Origin of the sequence: Nostoc sp. UHCC 0870, from assembly GCF_022063185.1 — a bacterium.
Classification (GTDB): Bacteria; Cyanobacteriota; Cyanobacteriia; order Cyanobacteriales; family Nostocaceae; genus Trichormus.
In genome coordinates this window covers 207274-222027 of the sequence record NZ_CP091914.1, presented here as the reverse complement: position 1 = coordinate 222027, position 14754 = coordinate 207274, and the positions used below count along the sequence as shown (strand labels likewise).

The window sequence follows — 14754 nt, the reverse complement described above, 5'->3', positions numbered from 1 at the left end:
AAAGCTGCTTGAACAGCAAGTAGCTTTAGTTTTATTAGAATGGTATTTCTTTGTTGCTAATCCAACAACGCTGTAAATATTGGACTTCTGGAGAGAAATATTTTTCTATTTCATCCTTATACAAGGACTTACTGATGTCTATGATAGCATCAATGACCGGATTATCGTAACGGGGATCTGGATTTTCAAAATCCTCAATATTCAGAAGCATCATTTCTGCTTCTATATAATCTATCTCATGTTCAATCATGAGTTGGAGAATTTGCTGATTTCTGGAAATGCACATAGTCGGAATCTCCGAGCGACTTCAGCGACCTTTAGCGAAGCTATAAACTAAGAAAGCAACTCTAATTAATTAGAGTTGCTGTTAGAATATTTTTAATATCAATAATTTAAATTTGGCTCGTCTGTGCTAATAGAATCAGAGATTTGAAGTATATTAATAGTTCTTGATTCTAGCTGTACTTGATTAATTGGAACATTTGGAACACTTGCGATACAGAATATAGGTGCAACAAACATCTCTACTTCAAAAGGGTAATCAACCAGATAGATTTCGCGGTAGTTATTAGTAGGAGGGTTTGATTCTATTGAACATAATCTAGGGTTTTGTAAAATATCATTGATAAAAGAATTAGAATATTTTATGGTTTGATATTCATCCCAAAGCTGAGTTAGTATTTCCTGAATTTGCTTCTCTCCAGTCCACAACTGAGGAGGATTATTTTCTTTAATAAAGTTTAAATCTAATCCTTGATAATCAGCTAATGCCTGTTGATAGTATTGCTCTTGTTCTGTTAGCTGTTCAAAGTATAATTGCTTCTGGTTCAAAAACCATTCTTCATGGCAGATAACATTATGTATTTGATTGTTAGTTTCTAAAATTTCTTGAAATGAATTTGTGTTTGATTCTGCTGCCTTATTAATATTTGGTACGTGCCAAAAAAAGCGATTATCATGGTGAATGAGTATGAATTTGAGCCAGTCATACCATGATTGTGCATTCATCCCGTGATGGCTTAGGATTTGATTACCTCCACTATGCTTATCAAATGGATGCGTTTGGAGTCCATCAGTGAGAAGTATCCAGAACGCAAAATCAATTAAGCTTGATGACCCAATACGGATATGTCCTGTTGTTGAAGTATTATGTGAATTTATCATTATTTTTGAATAAAATAATGATTTAGATGATGGAGGAGAGATTGAATATCAATTTCCTGAGATTGAGGAATACCTATAATAGTTGTAGTTGAAGAAACTTGACATTGAATAACACTAGGATAATTAACTAAATATATTTTTTTTATAGTATCCTGCTTGGAATAAGCTAGATTTTCACTGAGCTGCATCAGTTGATTAATATTAGAATTTATAGAAGGGGTATTTTGATACAAATTCCACATCTGCACTAACCAAATCCTTGTTTCATTGTGATATTTCCAATATGTTACAGGAGACAAACTTTCTGCCAACCTTTGTCCATATTCTTGAATAGCTTGTGCGTACTGAAGTTGTTTCCAAGCAAGACGTTGTTCTATATTTTCACGAATAGTAACCCAGTCAAATGAGGGGATATATGTATTATCCCAAGAATAATTTTTAACTAAAGATTGGTATTGAGCGAGTTCGGATTCAATTTCACTGCTGAGATTTTTAACTTGGCATAACCATCGAGGATCGAATACAGCAATAAGGGTTGTTAACCACTCATACCATTGCTCAGGATTAATTATAAAGCGTTGATGAGAAGTTTTGATTGAATGCAAATCGAAGGGAGAAACTAAAGTTCCACTCTCTATTAATACCCATATAGCAAAATCAATCTGTTCATTAAACGTCAACTCAACAAATCCAAAATTAGTTTCTAGTAAAGATAATGGTGAGAGTTCTTGTAAATACATATTCCTAAGTAAAAAATAGCTTAACAGTAATTATAGCAATTAATTACTGTTAAGCTGTATATCTGATTCAGATACTACTGATATGCTTCTGTACAACTAGCTGCTAGTTCTGGGTCAATCGTATAAACATAAACACCTCTGCTGGAAACCCCGGAAGCGAAACCTTTTATGGTTGCTGCTTCATACAAATTTCTGCGATTAGAAAAGAATACTTTTTTTAAAATTCTAGTTTCTCCTTGTGGTAAGATTTCGTTGAATTCTTGAAAATCGCTGCCGCCAATTGTCACTGTGAATGCTATTTGACGAATTGGTTTATCTAAGTCAGCAACGCTCACAGACCATACAACTTCTGTACCATCTGGAAAAATAGTACAGTCAATCAAAGCAATACCTCCAGGAAGGCTACGTCGATTTCCTGCTGCAAAAGCTGTATTCTGAACAAGGATGAAAATGGTAGATATTAAAGAGGCTAGTCGATATTTTAGTTTCATTTTCTCCGCTCAAGTGAACAGTTTTCATTGAGTTTTGGCGTAGCCACGCTTGTAATCCCGTACTGATTAATAATAGGTATGAATAAAAACCAAACTCTATCTGAAGGACATGAGCCTGTAAAATTGATGTGATCACATTTGCCAGTCCGAAGACAGTAGGATGCTTCTATCAGTTGATTACATCGATTAATGCTGAATCTGCTTTAGAAAATATTTGTATTGCATCTATCAGTCCAGTTACCTCAGAGGCTTGCCAAAGTATTTTAAATAGGGTTGATGTTGAGGCTAACCCTTATACCCTTGATGGTTTAACAGCCGCTATTGTGAAGTGGAAACAAAAGATTTAATGTTCAAAAAATAGAAAATTGATTATGAAATTATCAGATTTATCTACAGAAACTCTAGAAAAAATCAAGCTAGTTAGGTGGGACAGGATTATTGAGAAGCACGAAGGTAGGGTGTTGATTTTGTGTGTTTTTAGGGGATTTCGCGAAAAATTATTTGTGTCATTTTTGATTTATGGAAAAGCTTCTGGAACAGCCATTTTACGATAAAAGCAGGCGACACATTTTTTGCATGAAGTCTTACGGGCTAAACGTTACAGAGTCAACACCCTAGCACGAAGGCCCAGAAGATTGGGAATCTGTTTTGGAATATGAAGAGCCAGAATTCATCGAAATTGAAGGGTGTGCAGTATTATTGCCTGTGGATAAATCACATCATCCCAATATCAGTATAATACGTTGTATATGGAGTGCAGATAAGAATTCTGTAACACTGTTTCTATCCGATACTACTTATGAAGATGATCCATTTTTTTCGGGATTTATGTCAGTGTGCGATGGCGTAACCGCCCAGCGTAGCTGATCGCCTGAAAGGTGAAGAATTTTTCTTAGCAATCCTATACCATGAATGGTTCATCATTGAAAGAGCTAATCTTTTTGAATGAACAATAAAGGAGTATAATTTTTTAGTATAAATTTACGTGCTGATATTATTGAATACAATTTAAGCATATCATACTCATGTTCTACCCCAACAATTCAGAAGCAAATACTATTAATCCAGATGAGTTACAATTGCTATACAAACAACAAATTTCTGAGAGTAGTCCAGGCTCAATACTCAAAGATTTCCAGATGTTGCTGGATTTTATTGGCACAAAAGGAATTGAGGTCAGTAAGACTCAAAACTTTCTACCGATGAGTTGTTTAGCAGAACTCAATAGTCGTTTAACTCATCCAATTCAAGTTGAACTGAATCGTCCACAACAAAAAGCTTATCCCCATATTCATGGTTTGTATTTGTTATTAAGAGCATCAACTATATCTTATGTTGAACCTCAAGGAAAAAAATTCTTTCTTTATCTTGAACCTAATGTACTAGAGTCTTGGAATGACTTAAATCCAACAGAACGTTATTTTAATCTTTTAGAAACTTGGTGGATTTGGGGAAATGAAGAGATATTAGGTGAAAAGGGATGGCGAAATGGACTTGATAAATGCTTGATGTTTTGGTGTGAGTTTGGTTCAAGTAATAGTTTGATTTTAAAAGCGGAACAGCAAAAATGGTATAGCTATTCCCCTGGACTTTATCAAATTGCTTTGTTTTCAATGTTTGGGCTGCTAGAAGTTGAAACTACTAAACCCAAAAAAGGTCAAGGCTGGCAGTTTAAGAAACTAAACAAAACTCCGTGGGGCAATGCTTTGGTCAAATTAATTAAGAAGATTATTGTTGAGGAATCACACTCAGATATTAACCAAAAGGACTTAGAAGAGGAGGAATATCCGTTTGGCATTTGGCAGCCTCAATTACAAATATTCTTTCCCGAATGGCAGAATAATCTTGCGATTACTGCACAATATCCACAACAAGGAATTTATATCTTCAAGGTTAATTTAGGTAAAATTTGGCGGCGAATTGCCATTCCTCATGATTATAGTCTTTATGATTTGAGCAGTACAATCTTAGAGTCTGTGAATTTTGATGATGATCATCTGCATGAGTTTTCGTACAAAAGTCGGTTTGGCTGGACAGGAAGGGTAAGCCATCCTTCTGGGTGTGAACCACCTTTTAGTAACGAATATTTAATTGAAGATTTATCATTATATTTGAAAGTTGGGCAAACGATAAATTACTTGTTTGACTATGGAGATAGCTGGCAATTTAAGTTGCATTTAGAGAGTATCGAACCAGATAATGTGGAAATCAAAGAACCAACAATTTTAAATAGTTACGGTACGGCTCCTGAACAATATCCCAGTTGGGATGAAGATGAAGAGTGGGATGATGAAGATGGTGAATAAAATAAAATTTGAGCATGATAAATTTTAGATAAATAGGGAGTTAGTCATGAGATCATGGGTCAATGATCCACATTCGGGAGGAGTCAAGATTCCTGATAACGTCAAGCAAAGAACGAAACAACGAATATTAGCTTATGCTGAACAGCATTATTCAGGAAAATATATACGTATTGATGTAAGGTTTAAGGGATATTTCTGTTATATAGATGCTTACAAAGAGCCATTTATTTCAGATAATTATGACCCGTCATTATTTAAAGTAACCCGTGAAGAATTTTTAGAAAGAGCTAGGAATATTCCGATTCACCTTTGTCGATTGCGTTACAAAGGCAATGAGGAAAAGTGGACAAAAGCTTTTTACACATACAGCAATGAAAAATACGAGCCTAGTGTATTTAATAATGGTACTTTTTATGGAACACCAGAAGAGGCATTTCAAAGTTCAGCTATATATTTAGAATCATGAAAGTACAATTTAAAATTTTAGTGTCAAGTCCACCAAATGAAGATAATTTAGATAGCTTAAAATCAGCAGCATCTAGACTGACAAATAATAGAGATAGTATAAAAGTAAAAGTTAAACAAGAAGGGAAATACTATGCCTTGATTACTGATTTTACTATGAAAAATGCTGCACAATACAAAGTCGTAGATGAGATAGATAAAGAATTTAAAGTTTGGATTTGGAATTTTGAATATTATGAAGACAGCATCATCTCATTTCCCAAATAAAGATGAAGCTAGAGAAATCAGCAATACTGAAAAATGTTGGTTCTAAAACAATACTATTACAGTAAAATAATCAACAAAATTTAATTAATTCTCTTGTTGTATTTGTACCTGTAATTGCTCCACTTGCTCTGGCGTTAACCCTGTGACTCGCACAATTGTCTCAGTAGACATCCCTTCACGCAGTAGATTCACTGCAATCTCTTCTCTTGTTTTTTAGGCAGATTTCTCTCCCCAATTAGTAACAATTTCCATGATTTCCTCCTGCTGTGTTAACCCCATTGTATCGATAGTCGCTTGAAAAGATTGCTCTTCGGCTGCATCCAGGCGCAAATAGGTGTCTACAAACCCAGAAATCAATTGCATCCGTGCTGGATCTAATTTTAACGTTGCCAGCAGCCGCAAACATTCCGCTTTTACCTGCGGAATATTCATCTTGGACATTAAAAAATATTAAAAAGATTAACATTAGTATCGCTAATGCTTACCCTGCCCCCAGCAAATAATAGCAGGAATATGCCGAATGTATCGGAAGTTGCGTTGGATGTGATATCATCTATTGAAAAATTTTAAATAGCATACCCCTTCCATGAATCAAGTTCGACTCCCCAAGGTTAGCGTCGCCCTGATTGGTTTGGTAGTTGCAAGCATATTTCATGCTACTCCCGTGCTGGGAGCTATTGTAACTAGACAAGAATTTTCGGGTGATTTTACCTTAGTCGATGCTACTACCCCATTTCTAGAGAACTTTTTGCCAGAAGAGAGCGAATATTCGGGATTCATAGTTTACTCAGAGGACGGGACTTTGAGTGATTGGGAGCTATCCGTCAACAATCTAGACCTGAATTTGAAGAGAGGCTCTACTAATGGCGGTAACTTAACCCCAGATGTTGATTTTGAGCTTGATTCTAGGTCGAATTGGAATTTAGTAATTGATTTTGGCATTGCTTTTGATGCTCCAAGATATACCTTAGAAAGAACTTCAAGCTCTGAAATTACCTTGACGGGTGAAGTGGGACGGGCAGGAACATACATCTATCAAGATTCTGCTACCAATATTACCCTGAGTTCTTCATCTACATCAGTACCAGAACCCACTTCCCTACTAGGTCTATTGTTTGGAGTTGGTGCAATTGCTGTCTCTAAAAAAGCTGGTAAGACGAAATCTGAAGCATGAATTACTCAACAAGTAGCGAATGGCACTAAGAAAAGCTCTAAGCTATCTTTAATGGAGCAAGAAGACTCCCGGCACAGTTTTAGCTAAGTAAATAAAGATGGAACTAGCCAAACTTGTCCCAATTGTGATGCACATACAGGCAAGAAAACACTCGATGTAAGAATACATTTTTGCCCTGAATGTGGATATACAACAAATCGAGATGTTGCTGCTTCGCAGGTAATTAGAAATCGTGGTGTAAATGCCGTTGGGCAGACGGTATGAGAAAATGCTTGTTGACTCGTACTGTCGGGGGCTAGTAGTAATACTAGTCTAGGTAAGTGGGGATGAAACAAGAATCTCCCTTCACAGGCAAAGCCTTGAAGGTGAGAGTGTCAACCAGAGTAACGGCTACAGATTTAAAGGACTTCCAGAAAACAAAGCGATGGGTAAAAACCACATCGCTTTACCCTGATCACCCCAGGATCCCAATCACCGCCGCCAGAACAGCCGCAGCGCGCTCTCCGGTTGGTACAAATACCCGCTTACGCCATTGAATTATTTCGGTGAAACATCCAACAGCCACAAGCTGATCAACTAAGGACAAAGCATCAACTAACTCAATGCGTGGCTCACCAGCGATGTAAGAACGACGCAAAGTTACACCACCGGGCAACTGCTGAGAATAACCTTCATTCAGCACCAGTGAAACCAATTCTCCTGGACTTAACAGTTTGTTCTTTATCCCAAGCTGTTCAGCCACAGATTGGATATCTACTGCTTGAACCATCCGACCAAGAATCTTCTGTCCATCCGAAGCCTGCAACCGAAAGACCCGGCTGTTCTTCTGCGGCAGAATTTTCCAGATTGGTAGCAGTATGCCCGTAACCAAATGCAAGTAATCAGTAGTGAATCTGGGCAGTTCGTCTACTTCCTTCGACCACGCCGCAACAAACGCCTCAGCCGAAACCTGCTTCCAAGTCGATGATTCCAACTTATCGACAGGTACGCGAGTCTCTTTCTGTGGTCGGACAAGCAAAACCCGTGGAACAACACCACCGTCACTATCAAATATGCTATGAGTAGGAATTGATACACCAGCATTCCCGGACTTGGAGTTGATCAGAAATTGCCCCTGATACTTGTCAACAAACACCAGCATTTCCTCAGCCGTTCTGATGTTGTTCCGTTGAACTCGCTCAATCTTCAGGTAATTGGTCACGCTACCAGTTTGAGGATGTGTATAAACCGATTCCTGACTATCAATGGTAAACTGTTCAGCCCGAAGAGTTTCTACACCCACCTCAAAGATTCCATTGGCGATCGCAGTCTCGATTTGTTGACTTAACAAAAGTTCAAAACGCTCGAAAATCACGTTTTGCATCCCAATCCTTAAAGCCAGCAGCCGATTGAGGAACTGTCGCAGAGGTGGCAAATCTATTTTCATACCGCCTTCGTGAGATGTTAGCGATAGTCCTGTCATCTGCTCGAATGTCCCTAGTGGAACTTCATAGAATCGACCTTGGAAGATTTGCTTGAATAACTCATACAGTGCGTACTCTGCGTACTGGGATTCAAGATTATCCTTAGTGTCGAATATTCCATTCCCCCCAGTCTGCCGTTGCCCCCGTGTCAGTGCGCCCAGGCTGTCCAGCCGTCTAGCAATCGTGCTGATGAATCGACGTTCACCGCGCACATTAGTAGTAACTGGACGGAACACTGGTGCTGAGGCTTGGTTAGTCCGGTGCGATCGCCCAAGCCCTTGAATCGCGTTATCAGCCCTCCAACCGGCTTCGAGCAAATAGTGCGATCGCCTTCTACGATTCACAGCATTCAAATCAGCATGGTAACTCCTGCCAGTACCACCAGCATCAGAGAAGATGAGTATTTGTTTCACATCAGCCATAAATGCTGTGGTCTCAGCAATATTCGCACCAGCACCCCGTGAATCAACAAACAATCGCCCGGAATCATCCTTAAGGACTCGTTTGCTACGACCTGTGACTTCAGCAACTTGTTTATGACCAAAGTGCCACAACAGTTGTTCTAAAGCACCAGGGATGGGGTCAAGGCTTGCCAGTCGGTCAACCAGGGCATCTCTTAAGGCCACAGCTTCAGCCGAAACAATCGGAGAACCATCGGCATCAAAGGCTGGTTCGGAGCGTTCATCTCCATCTTCACCCGAATGAATCTCGTGTAAGTGGATAGGAAACGCACTTAACAGGTAGTCCATGACGTATTCCCGTGGAGTCAGGTCAAGATTGAGATCCTTCCACTCTTCTAGCGAAACCTCATTCAGTCGGCGTTTGAGTAATTCCTCATTAGTCGAAACTATTTGAATGACAACAGCATTACCTTGGGCTAAATCTTGCTCAATTGCTTTGATCAGCATGGGACATTTCATCCCCGTGAGCAGATGATTAAAGAATCTTTGCTTATGTGACTCAAACTGAGACAATGCAGACATTTTAGCCATACGATTGTATGTTTTTGCACCGGAAATGTTGCAAGCCTCTAATGCTTTGTGCAAGTTATTGTGGATAATTTCAAAGGCATCGGCGTATTTGTTGTAGATACATTCCTGAGACAGTGTTAACTCGATTTCTAATGTCTCATATTCCACTCCTTCAAAAGAGAGAGATCGCGCCAGATACAATCCCAACGCCTTCAAGTCCCGCGCCACCACTTCCATTGCCGCAATACCACCGCCCTCAATGGATTCCACAAAATCCTCACGGGAGGTAAACGGGAAGTCGCCGGTTTGCCAAAGCCCTAAACGGTTAGCATAGGACAAGTTAGATACTTTGGTTGCGCCGGTGGCAGAGATATAGACAACTCGTGCTAAAGGGAGTGCGTTTTGCAGTCGCAGCCCGACAATACCTTGCTGGGATGCTGCCACCATACCAAGTTTCCCCTCTTGCGCCATTGCGTTGCCCATCGCGTGGCATTCATCGAATGAGATCGCACCCTCAAAGTTCTTGCCTGCCCATTCAACAATCTGCTTAAGCCGACTTTTGCCGTTCTTTTGCGAGCGCATAGTTGAGTAGGTGCAGAACAGAATGCCGTGGGTGAAGGGGATTGGATCGCCTAGTTTGATATTACTCAGGTCGATAATGTCTTTCTCATTACCTCCTAAAGCACACCAATCACGTCGGGCATCTTCAATTAGTGCGGAACTTTTGGATATCCAGATGGCTTTCTTGCGTCCCTGACACCAATTGTCTAATATAATACCTGCACACTGTCGTCCTTTACCTGCACCAGTCCCGTCACCTAGAAACCAGCCACGGCGAAATCTAACGGCATTTTCTTCGCTATTTGCTGCTACTGTAATATTGTCCCAAAAATCATTGACCACATATGAGCCTGAAAGAAACTCAGAGTGCGCTTGACCTGCGTAGATCACGCTTTCTAATTGTGCTTCAGATAGCAAGCCTTGGGTAACAATATTATGTGGGAGATGTGGTTTGTAGGTGGGTGCTGGTGGTGAAACAAGTGCCAAGGCTGCACTTTCACAAAGGAGCGACGGATGTGGTTTTGCGTCCTTGATTTCTGCAAGCCGCACTCTTGTGCGAGCTTCTAGTCATGAGTTAGGCGTTCCATATTTCTATATTTTGCTTTACACATGGTCATGCACATGGTAGGGTAAGGTATGGAAGTAAAACACGGCAGAGGATATGTTTATGCAATTGAGTACCATATTGTATGGTGTGTTAAATATAGACATAAAGTGCTGAAAGATGAAATAGCCGATTTTCTGAAAGAGGTTCTAGTTGAGACAGCAATTCTTTACAAGTTCAAAGTCGAGAGTCTTGAGGTCGTAGAAGACCATGTTCATGTTTTAGTGTCTGCAACGCCTCAGCACACCATCCCTAATATAGTCAAAATGCTAAAGGGAATATCAGCCAGGAAACTGTTTTTAAAGTTTCCCCAACTCAAGAAAAAGCTATGGGGAGGTCATCTCTGGAATCCTTCATATTTTGTTTCAACAGTTAGCGAAAATACAGAAGCACAAGTAAAAAAGTATATTGAGAACCAAAATGCAGAAAGCGTTTAAAGTTACACTCATTCCTAACCACAATCAAGAAGTCTTAATCAATAAGAGTATTGGTTGTGCAAGGTTTGTTTATAACCACTTTCTAGCATTAAAGCAAGAGCTATATCAATCCGAACAGAAGACTTTAAGCTACAACGCTTGCAGCCAGCAACTAACTGTACTAAAAAAAGAAATTGAATGGCTTAAAGAAGTAGATAAGTTTGCTCTCCAAAACTCGCTCAAGAATTTAGAGACAGCATACAAAAACTTTTTTGCTGATTTAAAAAAGGTCAAAGGCAAAAAAGGAGTAGGTTTTCCTAAGTTCAAAAAGAAGCATAGTTGCAAGCAGTCTTACAAGACGAATCTAACAAACGGTAACATCCAGGTAATAGAGAATCGTTTAAAGCTCCCCAAACTAGGATGGGTAAAGTTCCATAAATCTCAGGAAATTACTGGAAAACTTGTAAACGTTACTGTAACTCGTACTTCATCAGGTAAATACGTTGCTAGTATTCTGTGTGAAACAGAGGTAGAAAAATATCCTCAAGTTACTCAAAACATTGGTTTAGACTTGGGGATTAAATCTTACCTTGTTACAAGCGACGGCGAAGTTGTAGACAATCCTAAATATTACCGAAGTCAAAAAAGGAAATTACGTAAAGCAAATAAAAAACTATCTCGTAGCTTAAAAGGTAGTAACAATAGAGTCAAAGCGAAAACCAAGCTGGCTCGTAGCTACGAAAGAATTACCAATCTCCGGGATGACTTTCTGCATAAGCTGTCAACTCGTTTAATCAAAGAAAATAGCATTATCTGTATTGAGGATTTGCGAGTTGTCAATATGGTAAAAAACCATAAATTAGCATTGAGTATTTCAGACGCTAGTTGGTCTAAGTTTGTTGCCATGCTTGAATATAAAGCCTTGTGGCATGACAGAATTGTGCAGAAAGTTGGTACATTTTATCCATCCTCTCAGACTTGCAATCACTGTGGTTTTATCAACCCTTTGGTCAAAGATTTAAAGTTACGTGAATGGGCTTGTCCTGGCTGTAGTGGTTACAACTTGAGAGACAATAACGCAGCTTTGAACATATTAGGTGAGGGATTGAGATTAATAGCAGCCGTCGGTGCGCCGGATGCTCAAAATGCCTGTGGAGAACTCGTCAGTCCTGGAGCAATTCAGGCAGAGATCGTTGAAGCAGGAATCGCGTGACTTCTAGTCATGCGAGGTTCAATCTCAGCCTTTGTGGGCGATAGGTTTCGTAAAGGGCATCTTTCAGACCTTCGCTAGCAGACCACTCGATCACCTCATATTCCAGAACGACTACATCTAGGATTTGTGTGGATGATTCTGGTTGTGGGACTGCAATACGCTTTGGCAGGTTGACTACCTTCGCCGCAATAACAGCTTTCATAGTTGAACGCTGCCACTGCGAACGCTGAGGCAATTGCTCAATCAATGCCAGTATTTCGGGTAAGTCTAGGGTTTCGGGAATACACGGGATGTCGGTAGAGTCAGTCGGGACTTTATCGATTACCGTAATTCGGGTTTCCATTGTCGTCCCGTGCTTGGAGTACACTTTCCCACTGACACCAACCGAAAGCACAACCGTTGCTTTCTCCTGAAACTTAACAAAAGTCTCGCGCCAAGTGGGATTATTGGGAGAAAACCAGTTTGCAGAGATTGTCACCAACCGTCCGCCATCTGCCAACCGTTGCAATGCTGAGTTGATGTGCCGTGGCGTAGCATCAGGGTTGCGGCTGTTAATTTTGGGTGACGTAGAGAAAGGAGGATTCATCAGGACTACTGAAGGCTGAGTTTTCCCTGCCAGATAGTCGTTGATTTGTTCGGCATTCACCTGAAATAGTGGAACGCCAGGAAACAGCCGTCGCAGAATCTGCGCCCGATCTTCTGCCAACTCGTTGAGCATCAGGCTTGCCCCTTGGAGCTTTGCAAACTGTGCCAGAATACCAGTGCCAGCAGATGGTTCTAACACCAAATCGTTGTTAGTGATTTGTCCTGCTAGAGAAACCAAGTATGCCAGAGACAAAGGCGTAGAAAACTGCTGGAGTTGCAATTGTTCTTCACTGCGGCGGGTGTGCGTGGGACACAGAGACTCAATCAATTGCAGTTCTTCCAAAGGATTTTCAGATAATCCCTTGTTCCGCAGATATAGAATTGCCGCAACTTCCACAGCTTCGTAGGCATCTTTCCACTGCCATGCCCCCTCAGCCGCAGTACCAGAGAAACAACGATTCATCTGCGCCTGGATTGTTTTGGTGGTTAACGGGCGATGATCAATTAAGGTTTTAGTTAATTCCTGGGCAACATTGAGGAGTGATTGCCCGTAATCCAGAACGGTTGTCAAGTTGAACAGACAACCTTGTGTAGCAATTTGGCTAACCATAATAGATATATATTTATTGTTTCACAAAAACTTGGCGTAGCCGTAACTACTCTGGGGAATGTCCAGAGCAGTATCAAATCAAACTCAACTGCTTAACGTAGATTTCTGCGGAATGCTCACGCGCAATCCACTCAAACGCAAGTTCTAGGTTGTTCACAAATTCTTGCCAGGACTTTGGCTGTGGGATATTGCGAGAGGTTTGCTCAGTTGCATACTTATTTACCAACTCAGCCAACTCGACCATGTGTGAATAACTATCAAACGCTAATTCATGGCACTGAGAACGTATTCGCCTTTTGAGTCTCTCTGGTGATGTTTTCCAGAAAATACTCCAGTACAACTGGTGATATTCTCCAGAAAGTGCGATCGCTGTTTCTAGATGCTGTCGGGCAATCGCAAAATCTGAGTCAACTGGAGCATACTTAAGCGCAACCACTAATGCACAGTACGCTGCTTGCATTTTTTTGATTATTTAATGATGAGTTTGAGCGATCATAAATATCAACTGATCGCTCAATTGCTGATATTTCTGAACTAAGCAGCTTTCTTGCGTGATCTGCTGGTTTTCTGAGGCGATTTATCTTTGGCAGATTTGGGTTTAGTTGTAGTTGATTTCTTGGTAGTTCTTTTGCGTTTTGTTTGTACTTCTTTTGCTGGCGGTAGCAGTCTTAATGTAGGGAAGAGAAGCACATTTGATTGCGTTTCGGAAGTATTATTTTGTGTTTCTATGGGTAGTTCCCAAGGGTCAGGAATGAGCTTCTGCTGGGGTTTGTTAGTGGTAATTTGTTGTGTTTCAGTATCTAATTGAGGTGTAATTGCTGAAACTGGTGCTAAGTTCTGACTCCACCACAAATCAAAAAATCCATTCACAAAATCAGTCATCAGCACTAGTAGAGTTGCCCAGAAAACAATTTCAATTAAGAGGGTGATTGTCGATTGTATAGTCATTTGATTTTCCTTGATTGAAGCGGATTTTCACAAGCTTTTGGCGAAGCCTTCTTATGCCCGTATATCTAATTCGTAATCTTTATCAACTATTAAAAGCGGGGTGCATCTCCCAGATTAAATCTGATGCCAAAGGAACTGCATTCAAGATTAATCCTTCAATAAGCTGACAAGTAATAGCAATATCTGTTACTAATTCAATTACTGTGAAATATGTATTTTTATCGGTTTCAAACCAGTAATCTCCCCGACCTAACAGAGTTTTGTAACAATCATCTAAAGCCTCTAAAAAGTGAGTATGATCGCCCAAAGTAATTAAGTTTTGTAATACCTTCTCACTTTGGTTATTTGTGAGGATTATTTCGTAGTTTTGCATTTTGAATTTGGACGAAGATTTTTCACAAGCTCTTTGCGAAGCATTAAAAAAGCCGCACAGATATAAAACTGTGTGGCTACTTACATCTAAATACTTGAATTATCTATTGCAAAAGTTAAGATATAAAAACAAATTAATCCCCTTTAAAAATGCCCAGCAAAACCATCAATGTCCGAGAATATACAGTCCGAGCGCACCAAAAAACAATTCGCAATTCGCAATTCGCAGTTTTTTTGGCTCTTCCGTATGTATTATGCTAAAGTTTAGATTTAAATTAACGATTTGCCTTTAAAATCAAGGGTTTTAAGCAGTTATAACCTAGATTTTTTTCCAAAAGCTAAAACGTCAAAATTAAAAGCTGTCTTGATTTCTCAACAAGAGATATGAGCTAATTTATAGAAGT

General features: G+C 39.8%; 18 protein-coding genes and 2 pseudogenes. 10 read left to right on the top strand and 10 right to left on the bottom strand.

What is annotated here, in order from left to right; translation table 11 throughout:
• Positions 1-34: 34 nt before the first annotated feature.
• The 4 genes from L6494_RS28165 to L6494_RS28150 form a co-directional block, all read right to left on the bottom strand.
• Positions 35-286, bottom strand: coding sequence for a hypothetical protein (locus L6494_RS28165; RefSeq protein WP_237996637.1), 252 nt, complete (start codon positions 284-286; stop codon positions 35-37).
• Between the two features lie 98 nt (positions 287-384).
• Positions 385-1164 carry a hypothetical protein gene (locus L6494_RS28160; protein ID WP_237996635.1) on the bottom strand — a complete coding sequence of 260 codons (780 nt, stop codon included), beginning with the start codon at positions 1162-1164 and terminating at the stop codon, positions 385-387.
• The gene (locus L6494_RS28155; protein ID WP_237996632.1) at positions 1164-1904 is read right to left on the bottom strand and encodes a hypothetical protein; all 741 of its coding nucleotides are present in this window, start codon (positions 1902-1904) and stop codon (positions 1164-1166) included. Before L6494_RS28155 ends, L6494_RS28160 begins: the two co-directional genes overlap by 1 nt.
• A 74-nt stretch (positions 1905-1978) precedes the next feature.
• A complete protein-coding gene (locus tag L6494_RS28150; RefSeq protein ID WP_237996630.1) occupies positions 1979-2395 on the bottom strand; it encodes a hypothetical protein in 417 nt (138 codons plus the stop codon).
• 128 nt (positions 2396-2523) lie between these two features.
• Between L6494_RS28150 and L6494_RS28145 the strand changes: the two genes are divergently transcribed.
• From L6494_RS28145 to L6494_RS28120, 6 genes and pseudogenes are all read left to right on the top strand, one after another.
• Positions 2524-2742 carry a uroporphyrinogen-III synthase gene (locus L6494_RS28145; RefSeq protein ID WP_237996627.1) on the top strand — a complete coding sequence of 73 codons (219 nt, stop codon included), beginning with the start codon at positions 2524-2526 and terminating at the stop codon, positions 2740-2742.
• 24 nt (positions 2743-2766) lie between these two features.
• On the top strand, positions 2767-2949 hold the full coding sequence (locus tag L6494_RS28140) for a hypothetical protein (protein WP_237996943.1): 183 nt from the start codon (positions 2767-2769) through the stop codon (positions 2947-2949).
• 64 nt (positions 2950-3013) lie between these two features.
• Positions 3014-3344: pseudogene (locus L6494_RS28135) on the top strand (hypothetical protein); the annotation flags it as partial.
• A 76-nt stretch (positions 3345-3420) separates the two neighbouring features.
• Positions 3421-4701, top strand: a complete 1281-nt coding sequence (locus tag L6494_RS28130; RefSeq protein ID WP_237996617.1) for a plasmid pRiA4b ORF-3 family protein — start codon at positions 3421-3423, stop codon at positions 4699-4701.
• A 46-nt stretch (positions 4702-4747) separates the two neighbouring features.
• Positions 4748-5167: a hypothetical protein gene (locus L6494_RS28125; protein ID WP_237996615.1), complete on the top strand. Its 420-nt coding sequence runs from the start codon at positions 4748-4750 to the stop codon at positions 5165-5167.
• Positions 5164-5433 carry a hypothetical protein gene (locus L6494_RS28120; RefSeq protein ID WP_237996612.1) on the top strand — a complete coding sequence of 90 codons (270 nt, stop codon included), beginning with the start codon at positions 5164-5166 and terminating at the stop codon, positions 5431-5433. The genes L6494_RS28125 and L6494_RS28120 overlap by 4 nt, the downstream gene beginning before the upstream one ends.
• Before the next feature lie 213 nt (positions 5434-5646).
• On the opposite strand, the gene L6494_RS31015 is transcribed toward L6494_RS28120, so the two are convergent.
• Positions 5647-5874, bottom strand: a complete 228-nt coding sequence (locus tag L6494_RS31015) for a hypothetical protein (protein WP_330911093.1) — start codon at positions 5872-5874, stop codon at positions 5647-5649.
• Between the two features lie 145 nt (positions 5875-6019).
• Here L6494_RS31015 and L6494_RS28110 point away from each other — a divergent pair, with 145 nt between their 5' ends.
• Together L6494_RS28110 and L6494_RS28105 are read left to right on the top strand one after the other, a co-directional pair.
• Entirely contained in the window at positions 6020-6607 is a 588-nt protein-coding gene (locus L6494_RS28110) for a PEP-CTERM sorting domain-containing protein (RefSeq protein ID WP_237996610.1), read from the top strand.
• Between the two features lie 87 nt (positions 6608-6694).
• Positions 6695-6871: pseudogene (locus L6494_RS28105) on the top strand (zinc ribbon domain-containing protein); the annotation flags it as partial.
• A 190-nt stretch (positions 6872-7061) separates the two neighbouring features.
• Here L6494_RS28105 and L6494_RS28100 read toward each other — a convergent pair.
• A complete protein-coding gene (locus L6494_RS28100) occupies positions 7062-10151 on the bottom strand; it encodes a strawberry notch family protein (RefSeq protein ID WP_330911092.1) in 3090 nt (1029 codons plus the stop codon).
• Between the two features lie 87 nt (positions 10152-10238).
• Between L6494_RS28100 and tnpA the strand changes: the two genes are divergently transcribed.
• On the top strand, positions 10239-10643 hold the full coding sequence (gene tnpA, locus L6494_RS28095) for an IS200/IS605 family transposase (RefSeq protein WP_237996608.1): 405 nt from the start codon (positions 10239-10241) through the stop codon (positions 10641-10643).
• A complete protein-coding gene (gene tnpB / locus L6494_RS28090) occupies positions 10627-11835 on the top strand; it encodes an IS200/IS605 family element RNA-guided endonuclease TnpB (protein WP_237996599.1) in 1209 nt (402 codons plus the stop codon). The genes tnpA and tnpB overlap by 17 nt, the downstream gene beginning before the upstream one ends.
• Positions 11836-11842: 7 nt before the next feature.
• On the opposite strand, the gene L6494_RS28085 is transcribed toward tnpB, so the two are convergent.
• The 4 genes from L6494_RS28085 to L6494_RS28070 form a co-directional block, all read right to left on the bottom strand.
• On the bottom strand, positions 11843-13030 hold the full coding sequence (locus tag L6494_RS28085; protein WP_237996589.1) for a hypothetical protein: 1188 nt from the start codon (positions 13028-13030) through the stop codon (positions 11843-11845).
• A 73-nt stretch (positions 13031-13103) separates the two neighbouring features.
• On the bottom strand, positions 13104-13490 hold the full coding sequence (locus tag L6494_RS28080; RefSeq protein WP_237996587.1) for a hypothetical protein: 387 nt from the start codon (positions 13488-13490) through the stop codon (positions 13104-13106).
• Between the two features lie 74 nt (positions 13491-13564).
• Entirely contained in the window at positions 13565-13978 is a 414-nt protein-coding gene (locus tag L6494_RS28075) for a hypothetical protein (RefSeq protein WP_237996585.1), read from the bottom strand.
• Between the two features lie 82 nt (positions 13979-14060).
• Positions 14061-14351, bottom strand: coding sequence for a hypothetical protein (locus tag L6494_RS28070; RefSeq protein ID WP_237996583.1), 291 nt, complete (start codon positions 14349-14351; stop codon positions 14061-14063).
• Positions 14352-14754: the final 403 nt, after the last annotated feature.

Bases quoted from the DNA above. Each gene is read 5' to 3' on its own strand.
- L6494_RS28160 (WP_237996635.1), bottom strand. From the start codon at position 1,164: ATGATAAATTCACATAATACTTCAACAACAGGACATATCCGTATTGGG.
- L6494_RS28080 (WP_237996587.1), bottom strand. From the start codon at position 13,490: ATGCAAGCAGCGTACTGTGCATTAGTGGTTGCGCTTAAGTATGCTCCA.
- L6494_RS28070 (WP_237996583.1), bottom strand. From the start codon at position 14,351: ATGCAAAACTACGAAATAATCCTCACAAATAACCAAAGTGAGAAGGTA.
- L6494_RS28075 (WP_237996585.1), bottom strand. From the start codon at position 13,978: ATGACTATACAATCGACAATCACCCTCTTAATTGAAATTGTTTTCTGG.
- L6494_RS28110 (WP_237996610.1), top strand. From the start codon at position 6,020: ATGAATCAAGTTCGACTCCCCAAGGTTAGCGTCGCCCTGATTGGTTTG.
- L6494_RS28150 (WP_237996630.1), bottom strand. From the start codon at position 2,395: ATGAAACTAAAATATCGACTAGCCTCTTTAATATCTACCATTTTCATC.
- L6494_RS28125 (WP_237996615.1), top strand. From the start codon at position 4,748: ATGAGATCATGGGTCAATGATCCACATTCGGGAGGAGTCAAGATTCCT.
- L6494_RS28140 (WP_237996943.1), top strand. From the start codon at position 2,767: ATGAAATTATCAGATTTATCTACAGAAACTCTAGAAAAAATCAAGCTA.
- L6494_RS28165 (WP_237996637.1), bottom strand. From the start codon at position 286: ATGTGCATTTCCAGAAATCAGCAAATTCTCCAACTCATGATTGAACAT.
- L6494_RS31015 (WP_330911093.1), bottom strand. From the start codon at position 5,874: ATGTCCAAGATGAATATTCCGCAGGTAAAAGCGGAATGTTTGCGGCTG.
- tnpB (WP_237996599.1), top strand. From the start codon at position 10,627: ATGCAGAAAGCGTTTAAAGTTACACTCATTCCTAACCACAATCAAGAA.
- L6494_RS28155 (WP_237996632.1), bottom strand. From the start codon at position 1,904: ATGTATTTACAAGAACTCTCACCATTATCTTTACTAGAAACTAATTTT.
- tnpA (WP_237996608.1), top strand. From the start codon at position 10,239: ATGGAAGTAAAACACGGCAGAGGATATGTTTATGCAATTGAGTACCAT.
- L6494_RS28120 (WP_237996612.1), top strand. From the start codon at position 5,164: ATGAAAGTACAATTTAAAATTTTAGTGTCAAGTCCACCAAATGAAGAT.
- L6494_RS28085 (WP_237996589.1), bottom strand. From the start codon at position 13,030: ATGGTTAGCCAAATTGCTACACAAGGTTGTCTGTTCAACTTGACAACC.
- L6494_RS28130 (WP_237996617.1), top strand. From the start codon at position 3,421: ATGTTCTACCCCAACAATTCAGAAGCAAATACTATTAATCCAGATGAG.